Annotated in this window: 11 protein-coding genes; 9 read left to right on the top strand and 2 right to left on the bottom strand. The window is 30.5% G+C overall.

The window, feature by feature from the left end:
- Positions 1 to 2,085, bottom strand: a complete 2,085-nt coding sequence (gene fusA, locus DEFDS_RS07710; protein WP_013008240.1) for an elongation factor G — start codon at positions 2,083 to 2,085, stop codon at positions 1 to 3.
- 132 nt (positions 2,086 to 2,217) lie between these two features.
- On the opposite strand from fusA, the gene hflK reads away from it, so the two are divergent.
- The 9 genes from hflK (at position 2,218) to DEFDS_RS07755 (ending at position 13,344) form a co-directional block, all read left to right on the top strand.
- Complete coding sequence (hflK, locus tag DEFDS_RS07715; protein WP_013008241.1) at positions 2,218 to 3,198, top strand: FtsH protease activity modulator HflK; 981 nt, start codon at positions 2,218 to 2,220, stop codon at positions 3,196 to 3,198.
- Complete coding sequence (gene hflC / locus DEFDS_RS07720) at positions 3,195 to 4,049, top strand: protease modulator HflC (protein WP_013008242.1); 855 nt, start codon at positions 3,195 to 3,197, stop codon at positions 4,047 to 4,049. Before hflK ends, hflC begins: the two co-directional genes overlap by 4 nt.
- Before the next feature lie 39 nt (positions 4,050 to 4,088).
- On the top strand, positions 4,089 to 5,432 hold the full coding sequence (gene trkA, locus DEFDS_RS07725; protein WP_013008243.1) for a Trk system potassium transporter TrkA: 1,344 nt from the start codon (positions 4,089 to 4,091) through the stop codon (positions 5,430 to 5,432).
- A 2-nt stretch (positions 5,433 to 5,434) separates the two neighbouring features.
- The gene (locus tag DEFDS_RS07730; RefSeq protein ID WP_013008244.1) at positions 5,435 to 6,886 is read left to right on the top strand and encodes a TrkH family potassium uptake protein; all 1,452 of its coding nucleotides are present in this window, start codon (positions 5,435 to 5,437) and stop codon (positions 6,884 to 6,886) included.
- Positions 6,883 to 9,159, top strand: a complete 2,277-nt coding sequence (gene hypF, locus DEFDS_RS07735) for a carbamoyltransferase HypF (protein ID WP_013008245.1) — start codon at positions 6,883 to 6,885, stop codon at positions 9,157 to 9,159. The genes DEFDS_RS07730 and hypF overlap by 4 nt, the downstream gene beginning before the upstream one ends.
- Before the next feature lie 199 nt (positions 9,160 to 9,358).
- A complete protein-coding gene (locus tag DEFDS_RS07740; protein WP_013008246.1) occupies positions 9,359 to 10,246 on the top strand; it encodes an ABC transporter ATP-binding protein in 888 nt (295 codons plus the stop codon).
- 1 nt (position 10,247) lies between these two features.
- Positions 10,248 to 10,955, top strand: a complete 708-nt coding sequence (locus DEFDS_RS07745; RefSeq protein ID WP_013008247.1) for an ABC transporter permease subunit — start codon at positions 10,248 to 10,250, stop codon at positions 10,953 to 10,955.
- 8 nt (positions 10,956 to 10,963) lie between these two features.
- On the top strand, positions 10,964 to 12,484 hold the full coding sequence (locus DEFDS_RS07750) for a GldG family protein (protein WP_013008248.1): 1,521 nt from the start codon (positions 10,964 to 10,966) through the stop codon (positions 12,482 to 12,484).
- Entirely contained in the window at positions 12,481 to 13,344 is an 864-nt protein-coding gene (locus DEFDS_RS07755; RefSeq protein WP_013008249.1) for a DUF4340 domain-containing protein, read from the top strand. The genes DEFDS_RS07750 and DEFDS_RS07755 overlap by 4 nt, the downstream gene beginning before the upstream one ends.
- Before the next feature lie 22 nt (positions 13,345 to 13,366).
- On the opposite strand, the gene DEFDS_RS13395 is transcribed toward DEFDS_RS07755, so the two are convergent.
- Entirely contained in the window at positions 13,367 to 13,768 is a 402-nt protein-coding gene (locus DEFDS_RS13395; RefSeq protein WP_407919195.1) for a CZB domain-containing protein, read from the bottom strand.
- Between the last annotated feature and the right edge of the window lie 51 nt (positions 13,769 to 13,819).

Consider the following 13,819-nt stretch of genomic DNA (forward strand, 5'->3'; position numbering starts at 1 on the left):
CTAATCTTTTTCTTTCTCAGCCTTTGCCTGTGCAATAATTTTTTCCGCAATATGTGTTGGCACCTCTTCATAATGACTAAATTCCATAGTAAACATTCCTCTACCACCAGTCATACTTCTCAAATCAGGAGCATATTTCAAAATCTCAGCCATTGGAACCTGTGCTCTGATATGTTGGCCATTGATTTGAGGTTCCACATTTATAATCCTACCTCTTCTCGCATTTAAATCACCTAATACAGTACCAACAGTTTCCTCAGGAACAAACACATCTATATTCATAATAGGTTCCAAAAGAACCGGTTTTGCTTCCATAGCAACCTTTTTAAAAGCCATGGACGCTGCAATCTTAAATGCCATTTCAGAGGAATCCACAGAATGATACGAGCCATCGTACAGAATAGCTTTAAAATCTACCATAGGGAATCCAGCCAAAATACCTTCTTTTGCAGCCTCTCTTATCCCTTTTTCTACAGCAGGGATGTATTGTTTTGGTACAACACCACCAACTATTTTATCTTCAAATTCAAAACCAGCACCTCTCTCTAATGGCTGTAATTCTATCCAAACATCACCATACTGCCCTCTTCCACCAGTCTGTTTTTTATATTTGCCCTGCCCTTTAGCACTCATTTTAATTGTCTCTTTGTATGGAACTTTTGGTGTTTTCAACTCCACATCAACTTTAAACTTCTCTTTTAATTTTTCTACAACGACTTCTATATGCATCTGACCCATACCACTCAACAAAAGCTCATTTGTCTGTTCGTCTCTACCAACTCTAATACCAACATCCTCTTCCATTAATTTATGCAAACCATTTGATACTTTATCCTCATCCTCTTTTGACTTTGGTTGTAGTGAAAAAGAGATAACTGGTTCAGGTACTTCTACTGGTTTGAATTGTAGAGTACATTTCTTATCGCAAAGAGTATCAAATGTTGTAGTATACTTTAACTTATTTATCATTGCAATTTGACCAGCAATTATTTTATCTGTCTTAATAAAATTTTTCCCTTGCAACAGATAGAGTTGATTAACCTTTTCAAACTCCCCTTTATTTGGGTTGTAAATTTCAGAGTCGTTTGTTAATTCTCCAGAATATACTCTAAATATAGTTAGTTTACCCGCAAAAGGATCAATAAATGTTTTAAAAACAAATCCCATAAAGTTTTTACCCTCTGGCCTAACAGGTACTTCTTCACCTGTTTTTGTATCAACAGCTACTTTATACTCTCTTTCTAATGGGGAAGGTAAATAATCAATTATTGCTTCTAATAAAAATTTACTACCAATATTTTTAACTGCAGAACCACACAAAACAGGTATAAATCTTTTAGAAATAGTCCCTTCTCTTAAACCTTTCTTAATCTCTTCTTCTGTAAGCTCTTCACCCTCAAGATACTTTTCAATTAATTCATCATCAGTTTCACTTACGGCTTCAACTAGCTTTGTTCTATAATTTTCCACCTCATCCATCATCTCTGAAGGGATTTCAGCTTCTTTAAACTCTGCTGTTGGCTCATCAGGGTATATGTAAGCCTTCATTTTTACAAGATCTACAATTCCTTTAAAGTTCTCTTCTTTACCAATAGGTAAAAATATAGGAATCGGCGTAACACCAAAACTTTTCTCTATGTCTCCTAATGCTCTAAAGAGATCAGCTCTTTCTTTATCCATCTTGTTGACAAAAATCAGCTTAGCTAAATCATACTCCTCTGCAAATTTCCATACCCTCTCAGTTTCAGCTTTTACACCTGTAATTGCACTTGCTATAACAACTGCTCCACCCACTGCAGATAAAGCAACTTTTGTCTCATGTAAAAAGTTAGCATACCCTGGAGTATCTACAATATTGATCATATTTTTACGCCAGCTAATTGTTGCAACTTTAGCATTTATCGAAATTTTCTTTTCAATTTCAACAGGATCAAAATCCATTATAGTAGTCCCATTATCGACACTACCAATCCTATTTGTTGCTTTTGCATTAAATAAAATCGTTTCAACTAAACTTGTTTTACCAGCACCACCATGTGAAATAAAAGCTACGTTTCTTATGCTACCTGGATCATTAACATTCATAGGCTTCCTCCAGATTATAATGTTTTTGCCAAAAATCTATATAAGTTTAACAGAATAACTTAAAAGTTTCAATTAACAATTGTAATTAAATGAAATAACGTTATACTAAATCAAAATTTAAAAGGTGGTATTATGAATAATAGTGATCCATGGGGCGATAAAAAAATAGAATTTAAAATGCCCAACTTTAAATATAAAGGGTTATTGCTATCTTTGATTGCTATAGTCCTTATATTATTATGGCTTGCATCAGGAGTTTTTATAGTTAAACCAAATGAGCAAGCTATAGTTAAACGCTTTGGTAAAATAATCAAAATTGTAGGCCCCGGCCCGCATTATCATCTACCTTATCCAATAGAAACTATAGATAAAGCAGAAGTTACTAAAGTGCATAGGATAGAAATAGGCTTTAGAAGTTTAAAAAATGGTGGCTATAAAACTATTAAAGAAGAATCCCTGATGCTCACTGGTGATGAAAATATCGTCAACATAGACTTTATTGTTCAGTATAAAATTTATGACATTTCAAAATATTTATACAATGTTGTAGATGTGCCAAAAACGATAAAAGATGCTGCAGAAGCTACTATAAGAGAAGTTGCTGGAAAGGAAAATATAGACGAAATATTGACAACTGGAAAAAATAGAATCCAAATTGAAACACAAAAAATTTTACAGAGAATTTTAGACGATTATCAAACAGGGGTGAAAATTGTAGCAGTTCAGCTTCAAGATGTAGAACCACCTGCACCAGTAATAAAGTATTTTAAAGATGTCGCAAGTGCAAGAGAAGATAAAAACAGATATATAAACGAAGCAGAAGCTTATGCCAATGAAATAATCCCTCAAGCTAGAGCAAAAGCTGCATCTATGATTTTAGAAGCTGAAGCATATCAAAAGGAAAAAATAGAAAAAGCCAAAGGGGACGCTTATAGATTTATAGAAACATTAAAAAGTTATAAATCTGCTCCAGAAATTACTAAAAAAAGATTATATTTTGATACAATGGAAAAAATACTTAAAAGAAGTGAAAAATATATTTTCGATTCTGATATAAAAAATCTAAGCCCCATTATTGGATTAGATGGATTAAATCAAGGGGTAAAAAAATGAAAAAAGGCGCTATATTATTAATTTTAATTTTTGGTGTAATTATTGCATATAAAAGTTTTTTCTTTGTAGTAGATGTCACTGAATATGCTATTATAACCCAGTTGGGAAAACCTAAAAAAACTATCACCGAGCCTGGCTTATATCTTAGACTACCTTTTATTCAAAATATTATATTTTTTAGTAAAAAGCTTATGGAATATGACGCTCCACCATCGGAAATTTTAACAAAAGATAAAAAAGCTTTGGTAGTCGACAACTATTGTAGATGGAAAATAATAGAACCTTTAAAATTTTATCTCTCTTTTAGAGATGTAAGAAGCGCATTAGCTAGAATCGATGACATTATATACTCAGAAATGCGAATTGAACTTGGAAAGCACAATCTAATTGATGTGGTATCGAAAAATAGAAATGAAATAATGAAAAATGTAACAATAGCATCAAAACTCAAAGCCAAAGATTTTGGTATAGAAATAATTGATATTAGGATTAAAAGAGCTGATCTACCACCAGAAAATGAAAAAGCTGTATATGCCAGGATGAAAGCAGAACGTGAAAGAATAGCAAAACAGTATAGATCCGAAGGATACGAAGAAGCACAAAAAATTAGAGCCAAAACAGAGAAAGAAAGGACAATCATACTCGCTGAAGCATATAGAAAAGTGCAAGAAATAAAAGGGAATACCGATGCAAAGGTTATAAAAATCTACGCCGATGCATTTAGTAAAGACCCTAATTTTTACGATTTTCTAAAAAAGTTAGAAGTGCATGAAAATAGTTTTGATAATAAGACAAAACTGTTTTTATCAACAAACAGCGAAATATATAAGATGTTAAAAAGTATAAAATAAGCATTTGATTTTTAATAAAAAATTATTATAGTGGCCTTCATGAAAAATATCATCATTGTTGGTGCTGGTGAAGTTGGATACAATTTAGCTTCACATCTTATCGCTGAAAATAAAAATGTTGTATTAATTGATAAAGATAGCGATAAGATTAAATATGCTTCCACTCATCTTGACTGTATAACTATCAAAGGTGAAGGAAATAATATAGATATTTTAGAAAAAGCTGGTATTGATAATTGTGATATTTTCATATCTGCCACTGATTCAGATGAAGTAAACATTATATCCTGTTTTATTGTTGCGAATGAATTTAACGTACCTGTTAAAATAGCTCGCGTAAGAAATCTTGATTACTCTAAAAGAAATTTTTTCATAAAAGGTAACAGCGGTATAGACCTGCTCGTTAATCCAGAAATAGAAGCAAGCAAAAGTATTGTAAACAGTATAGTTCATGGTGCTGTAAGCGATGTCTTTACTTTTGAAGGGACAACAATACAACTTCGTGATATTTATATAGATTCTAGCTCTAAAATAAAAGGTTTAACACTTTACGACCTAAAGAAAAAATATAATCTCCCATATATAATTGCAGGGATTTTAAGAGAAAAAGTGATTTTGATCCCTCACGGAGGAACAACTATATTAGAAGGGGATAACCTCTATATAGTTGGTGATGAAAAAAATCTAGATATACTTTTTAAAAAAATAGGTTTAAAAATAAAAAAAATTAAGGATATAGTTATAATAGGTGGCGGGCGTATAGGTGAAATTGTAAGCTCAGAATTAACCAAGCTTGGTAAAAATGTCATGCTTATTGAAAAAAATTATGATAAATGTAAGGAATTAAGCGAAAAGTATGAAGATATATTAATAATCAATGCAGATATTACTGATAAAAACATTTTTGAAGAGGAAAATTTAAAAAACTATGATTTACTGATTGCTACCACCGGAAATGAAGAGTTAAACATTTTAACAGCTGTTTATGCAAAAAAAATAGGGGTTAAACGTACAATATCTATAATTAATAAGTCCAATTATTTGACTCTTGCTTCAAGCTTGGGAATTGATGCAACAGTAAATACAAAACTTAGTTCAGTTAACACTATTTTAAAATTTATCAGAAAAGGGAAAGTGAAATCTATTTATTCTATTTTTGATGGTAAAGCTGAAGCTTTCGAAATTTCCATAAATGAAAACAGCTATTTTGCCAATAAAAAAATTAAAGATATCAATTTACCTAAAGGTGCTCTAATAGTTGCTATAAATAGAGAAAATAATAATTTCATCCCCGATGGCGATTCTGAAATTAAACCTGGCGATAATATAATAATTTTTACATTACAAAATGTTGTTGAAAAAATTGAACAAATGTTAGCATAATTATGCATTTAAAAACAGTAATAAACATTATTGCAATACTTTTAGTTATTGTAGCTCTTTTTATGATTTTTCCAGCATTATGGGCCTTATATTATGGTGAAAAATCATGCTTTGTTGTTTTTTTAAAAGTTATTATCTCTGTAATAATCAGTTGTGGTATTGTTTTTTTTGCAACAAAGAAAAATAAAGAAAACAACCTTTCTACAAGAGATGGATTCTTATTAGTCTCATTAAGCTGGGTGCTTGCATCATTAATAGGAGCATTACCATTTTACTTGTCAGGCTCTATTCCATCATTTACTGATGCATTTTTTGAAACGATGTCAGGTTTTACCACAACAGGAGCTTCTATACTTACAAACATAGAAGCACTACCAAAATCCATGCTATTTTGGAGATCTTTGACACATTGGTTAGGTGGTATGGGGATTGTAGTTTTGACAGTAGCTATATTACCTCTTCTTGGAATTGGCGGTTTGCAACTGATTAAAGCTGAGGCCCCTGGACCAACTGTCGACAAAATTACTCCAAGAATTGGTGAAACTGCAAAATATCTATGGCTCATATATGTTGGTTTTTCAGTACTTGAAACAATATTATTACTTTTTGGAGGAATGAACCTTTTCGATGCTTTAACACACACTTTTGGTACAATGGCTACAGGTGGCTTCTCTACAAAAAATACAAGTGTGGCGCATTTTAACTCTGCCTATATAGATTATGTTATAACAATTTTTATGATACTTGCAGGGATAAATTTTACTTTGCATTACAAATTAATAACAGGAAATTTTAAAGACTTAATTAAGGATTCTGAATTAAAAGCTTATCTTACAATTTTTGCTGTATCCACTTTACTTCTCACCTATGATTTGACAAAAAACCATTTTGATAACTTTTGGCACGGATTAAGATACGGTTCATTTCAAGCCGCTACTATATTAACAACAACCGGCTATGCTACATTTGACTATGAAAAATGGCCTGCAATGTCAAGGACAGTCCTATTTTTGTTAATGTTTATTGGAGGCTGCTCTGGATCAACAGGTGGTGGAATTAAAGTTATAAGAATTTTTACCCTTTTTAAACAAGCTTTAATAGAAATGAGGTATCTTATTAGACCTAAAGGGATATTTACTCTAAGGCTTAGTGGAAATGTTGTAAAAAAAGATATAGTTTATGCTATTTCTGGTTTTTTCTTTTTATACATTGCTATTGTACTTACTGTTGCATTACTTGTTTCGCTTGAGGATGTAGATATCTTAACATCAGTATCGTCAGCCCTTGCTACAGTTGGCAACATAGGGCCTGGTTTTGGACGAATTGGACCTACTGAAAACTACGCTTTTTATTCTGATTTTTCAAAATGGGTATTAAGTTTTGCTATGATGATAGGTCGTCTTGAAATCTATACAGTATTAGTTATTTTTACTCCTTACTTCTGGAAAAAATGAAAACTTTTTTAGTAAAAGTCCAAGGGGTTGTTCAAGGAGTTGGCTTTAGACCATTTATTTACAATCTTGCTAAAAAATTAAATTTACCAGGTGAAGTCAAAAATACCTCTTCAGGTGTTGAAATAACTGTTAATACCAAGAATAAAAAAGAGGTAGCAAAATTTATAGAAATAATAAAAACTGATGCTCCTTTATTATCCCATATTGTGGATATACAGTGTAAAGAAATAGAGTTTAAACATTTTGACGAATTTAAAATTATAAAATCTGAAAGCAAAAATGATATAACGTTTGTTTCTCCAGACGCTGCCTTGTGCAAAAAATGTGAGAATGAGCTTTTTAACCCAAATGACAGAAGATATTTATACCCATTCATAAACTGTATTAACTGCGGCCCAAGATACTCTATCGTAAAAGAAATCCCCTACGATAGAGAAAATACTACAATGTCAATTTTTAAAATGTGTAAGGAGTGTGAAGAAGAATATAATAGTGTAGTTAACAGGAGATTTCATGCTCAGCCAAATTGCTGCTCTATCTGTGGTCCTAATGTTTATACCAAAAACAATAAAGGGTTTGATGCTATAAAAGAAGTTGCAAAAGTCGTAAATGATGGTGGTATTATTGCATTGAAGGGGCTCGGTGGATATCACTTAATCTGTGATGCCACAAATGATGAAGCAATAAAAAAACTAAGAATACACAAAAAAAGGGAATACAAGCCATTTGCAGTAATGATAAAAGATTTAAATATTTTGACTGATAAATATAAACTAAAGCTTTCAAATACTGAAAAACTAATAATAACTTCACCGCAATCACCAATTTTAATTGTTAATTGGCCAAATCATCCACTTTCAGAGTATGTTAATCCATTAAATAATAGATTAGGGATAATGATTACTTATACACCTCTTCACAAGTTATTGCTAAATTTTATAAATACAGATTTTATTGTTGCTACAAGCGGTAATTTAAGGGATGAACCAATCGCTATTGATGAAGAAAGTGCCGAAAAAACGTTACAATTTGTAGATTTGTTTCTTCACCACAACAGACCCATACACAACCGAGTTGATGACTCTGTCGCTACAGTCATAAACAATCAAATATATATCCTTAGAAGAGCAAGAGGTTTTGCCCCTTATCCCATTATGTTAAAAAAGAGCCTTAACAAGGTAGTTCTTGGTGTAGGCACTCATTTAAAAAACACTATAAGCCTCGGAGTAAAAAATTATATATTCCCATCTCAATACGTAGGTGATCTTGATAACATAAAATCTATAAAATTTTTTGAAGAAACAATAGACAAAATACAAAAACTGTTTAAAAGCAAAGCTGATTTAATAATCACTGATCTACATCCAGATTACTACACAAGCAAATATGCAAGTAAAATAAACAAACCTCAAATTAGTTTACAGCACCATGTTGCACACTTTTTCTCCGTAATGGCCGAAAATGGTATCGAAGATAACTGTATCGGTATAATCTTTGATGGTTTAGGACTTGGTTGCGACAAAAAAATTTGGGGAGGAGAAGTTTTTACTTTTTGTAACGGAATACTTGAAAGATACACACACATCGATTACAGTTTACAAATAGGTAATGCCTCATCAAAAAAACCTTTTTTAATGACAATTTCTTATCTAAAAAAATACAATCTGCTCAATGAAAATACATTGCTATTAAAAAAAATATACAATATTGATGATAACGAAATATCTTTTATAAACTCTTTACTTGATAAAAAATTAAACTGTATAGAAACATCAAGTATGGGTAGACTTTTTGAAGCAGTAGGCTCACTGCTATCAGGGGTAAAAGAAAACGAATTTGAAGGGCATACTGCTATAATTCTTGAGTCAATAGCAGAACAATCTAACGACATGGAAGACCATTATAAAATAAGTATAGATGACACTATAAAGTTAAAAAATCTAATTAGAGGTGTTATTGAAGACTTAAAAAAAGGGACACAAAAAGAGATAATTGCAAGAAAATTCCACAACAGTATAGCAAATATGATACTAAACATTTGCATAAAAATAAGAGATGAAAAAAATTTAACAAATGTTGCTCTAAGTGGAGGAGTTTTTCAAAATATAATTTTAACTAAAAAAACTGTAAACCTTCTCAATAATGCCGGCTTTAAAGTAGCTTTACATCAAAAACTCCCCCCAAATGATGGAGGGATATCAGCTGGACAGGTTTATTATTATTACTTAAAAACTAATAAAAAGTTAGATGGTAAATTTGAAAAATTTTGGTGAACTTTTAAATAATATCTTATATCTTTAAACTTGTGGATTAGATATAAGAATATACTCCAGATTGCTTTGCTAACGCTCGCAATGACGTCAATTTTTGGTCATTGCGAGGTAACAAAAATTGCCGAAGCAATTTAAACAATTTTTAAATTTTAAATAAAGTTTTTTTCATGTTGCAAACCAATTATTCTGGAGGGATTAGATGATAGAGGTAAAAAACCTCAAAAAACGTTATGGAAACTTTGAGGCACTAAAAGGAATTAGCTTTTCAGTAGAAAAAGGTGAAATAGTAGGATTTTTAGGCCCAAATGGGGCAGGAAAAACTACCACTATGCAAATAATCACTGGATTTATTAGCCCAAGTGCAGGTGAAGTTGTTATTGATGGCAAAAAAGTGGATGGTTTTGACATCAAGTTTAAGAAAAAAATAGGTTATTTACCTGAAAATAACCCTATTTACAATGACCTATCTGTTTATGACTACCTTTCTTTTTTCGCTAACTTAAAAAATCTAAAGAATAAAAAAGATGAAATAAGAAGAGTAATAAATCTCACAAAGATTGAAGATGTAATCAATAAAAAAATTGATACCTTATCTAAAGGTTACAAACAAAGAGTGGGACTTGCTCAAGCAATATTAGGAAATCCAGAAATATTAATTCTTGATGAGCCTACAACTGGTCTTGATCCAAACCAAATCATTGAAATAAGAAATTTAATTAAAGAACTTGGTAAAAAGAAAACTGTTATTTTATCAACTCACATCATGCAAGAAGTGGAACAAACCTGCGAAAGGGTAATAATCATAAATAAAGGGAATATAGTGGCTGATGATAGATTAGATAATCTTAAAGGGAAAAATGAAAGAATTATAATAGAAGTGGATAAAAATTTACCAGAAACTTTCTTCGAGAAATTTGGGGAAGTTACAAGACTTTCTGAAACAAAATTTTTAATTAAGTCAAACGAAGACGTTAGAAAAGAGATATCAAAACTCTGCTTTGAAAATGGTGTAATGATATATGAGCTCAAAACTGAATTTGATGATTTAGAAACAACATTCAGAAAACTCACATCCGTGGAGGTCTAATATGGGGATAAAAGCGATAGCCATTAAAGACCTGAAACAAACTTTTTATCACCCTACTGCATACGTTTTATCATTTTTCTTCTTGATTATAACAGGATGGTTTTTTTCTAGTACATTGTTTTTGATTGGGCAAGCAGAATTAAGAGATTTCGTTGGAGTTGTCCCGTTTCTTCTAATGTTTTTTATCCCAGCAATTACAATGCGCACAATTTCTGAAGAAAGAAAACAGGGAACAATAGAATTAATACTTACTAACCCTGTCACAGATACCGCTTTGATTTTTGGTAAATTCACAGCTTCTTTTATTACAATATTATTTTTTGTATTTTTTACTTTAACTTATCCGATAATTTTAACTTTCATTGGAAATCCTGATATTGGTCATATAATTTCATCCTATGTGGGTATCATATTGTTATCATCTTTTTACATTGCAATAGGTATCTTTGCATCTTCGATAACATTTAATCAGATTGTGGCCTTTATTTTATCCTTCTCAATAATTTTCTTTTTCTATATCTTGCAAAGAGTTGCAATATTCATGCCCCCATCATATCAGGAGTTTTTACTGTATCTCTCATCTGCTACACATTTTAAAAAGTTTACTATGGGATTAATAACATTACAGGATGTTGTTTACTATTTAACAGGTGCTGCACTATTTTTACACATTGCCAATGATATCATAGAATCAAGACTTTCTAAATGAGGTGAAAAATGACAAAAAGGCAGATTATAAATCTGATTTCTGTTTTAGTAATTGTAATTTTTGCAAATCTAATAGCTGCAAGATACTATTACAAAATAGATTTAACAGAAAATAAAGTTTACTCTATATCCAATGCTACTAAGAAAACTTTACAAAACTTAAAATACCCTCTACATATAAAAGTAATTTTAAGCAACGACATCCCATCACCTTACAATAATATAGTCCGTTTTTTCCTAGATATACTTGAAGAATATAAATCTTTTGCAAAAGATAAAATAAAACTTGAAATTATACAAGGTTCAAGCATTGAGACTGAAAAAGCTGCAAAACTTTATGGTATCCCACCTGTCCAGGTAAATGCAATTGAAAGTGATAGTCTCCAAATAAAAACAATTTATATGGGAGCAGTAATAATTTATGGAGACAAAACAGAAACTATTCCCGTAATTGCAAATATAAAAGTCCCAGAATACGAGCTAACCTCTTTGATAAAACGGATGAATACAGATAAAAAAAGGGTGATTGCAGTACTAGATGCTGGTAAAAGCTCAACAGGGATAAATACACTTAGGTCATTAACTCAAGTTTTATCTAAAAATTATGATGTTCAAACAGTAAAAATTGAAAAAGGTAAATTAATCGACAAAAAGTTTGATACTGCACTTTTAATATCCCCAATAGAAAAATTAAAACCATTTGAAAAATATGCTTTGGAAGAATTCCTTTTTAGTGGCAAAAACTTAATAATGGCTATCGACAAAGTGGATGGTGATATTCAAAGCGGTTATGCATTTAAAAAGGATTTAGGCATCGAAAACTTTCTTGAAAAAAATGGTATAAAGCTAACAGACAAACTTATTTTTGATGCAAATGCTACTCTCATAAATGTGTCAAGAAATGCTGGAGGTTTTTATATTACAACTGCTATGAAATACCCATTTTTCCCTGAAATTATCGATTTTGATAGAAATGAACTTTTTACAAAAGGTGTGACATCAGTCAATATGATTTATCCTACCTTAATAGAAACTGATAACAGTTCTTTAACCATAAAACCTTTTATGTTTACTTCAGAACATGCTGGGTTAGAATCAGAGCCTTATAACGTGGCTATAGATAGAGAGTATTCAGAAAGTGATTTTACAAAAAAAAGAATACCTGTTGGATTTATTATCGAAGGGAAATTTAAAACCGATTTTAAAAACCCTTTAGAAGAATATAAAGATACCTTTAAAAAAGAAGGTAATGGAAGATTAGTTTTAATACCTGATGGTGAAATGTTTAAAGATGATTATATCTCATCTGGTGATAATTTAAAACTGATTAGCAATATCATTGATTACTTAATGTCTGACAATGAGTTAGTAGAATTAAGGAGTAAAGTTGTTAAATATCATCCAATCTCATTGAAAGATCCAAAAACAGCACTGTATTTAAAATACTTTATATTACTATTTCCGCCTATAATGGTTATTTTTATTGGATTTATTATCATAAAATTTTCTAAAAGGAGGGTTAGACTGTGAGAAAGAAAGATATAATCCTTCCCATATTAGCTATAGTTTTAGTTGTAATATATTTTGCTACTGGTAAAAAAAATGAGATAAAAACTGAATACTTGTTACCTAAAGATTTAAATATAAAAGTTATAAAATATAAAGATGACGATTTAGATATAACTTTAGAAAAAGCAAAGGATGGATGGTTAATCACAAAACCTGAAAGCTGGCCTGCAAATAAAGATCAGATAAACAAACTAGTATCTAAGCTAAAAAATATAGAAATAATATCGAAAATAGATTCCAAAAATGATAAAAATTTTGGATTTTCTGAGAAAAAAAGATTATTGGTAAAAACAGATAAAATAGATTATTCTATCTACTTAGGGAAAAAAGATAAATCTTATAGATTTCAGTATGTTAAACTGAGTGATAAAATTTATCTTGTGGATGCATCATTTACAAATTATCTCCCACTTACAATTAATCAGATTAAAGACAAAACAGTTTATAACATCCAAAACCCCAAAAGTTTTAGCTTAAAAACCGATAATGAAACTATAGAAATAACTTTTGATAATGAAACGGCAACATTTAATGGAATAAATATCGATAAAGAAAAAACTAAAGAGCTTATGAAATTAATTTCTAAGTTTGAATCAAACACTTTTGCAGACAACAATACGTTACCAGATGATGCAAAAAAAATTGGCTATTTAAAAGTAAAAAGTGCTAAAAAAGAGTATTCCTTTGAGCTTTATAAAAATAAAGACGGAGATTTTTACATCCCATATAAAAATCAGGTTTTTGAAATATACAGCTTTAAATTAGAAGACTGGATAGAAAATATTAAAAAGTTGATACCAAAAGAGACTGGCACCAAATAACAGGTGCCAGTCTTATGTTTAACTATTTGTATTTATCTATTAAACTATCAAGCAATGAAAGTAACTTATCCACATTATCCAACATAACAGATAAATTTTCTTTCGCTTTGTCCATATTTCCAGATTTAATACTATCTACAGTTGCTCTGCCGTAAAAGTGAACATTTTTATGAGGCTCTTCAATCATCATGAATTCACTATCATTTCCAAAAATCTCTTTACCAACTGAATAGTAAAATTTTCCAAAATCACACATAGTATGATCTTTAATTTCAAAACTACAATTTTTTGTTGCCACACAATCTAAAACATTCTTAACAAAGATGATATGAGCAAGCTTAGCTTTTACAAAAACAGCTCCTTTACTAGATAACGTATACTTAGAGTATTGATCGACTAACCTATTCAGATCATCTATCATCATATTAATTTTTCGTATAAGATCAAATATTTCTTTTTTATTTTCATCAGCTCT

Origin of the sequence: Deferribacter desulfuricans SSM1, from assembly GCF_000010985.1 — a bacterium.
In the GTDB taxonomy this organism is placed as follows: Bacteria; Chrysiogenota; Deferribacteres; order Deferribacterales; family Deferribacteraceae; genus Deferribacter; species Deferribacter desulfuricans.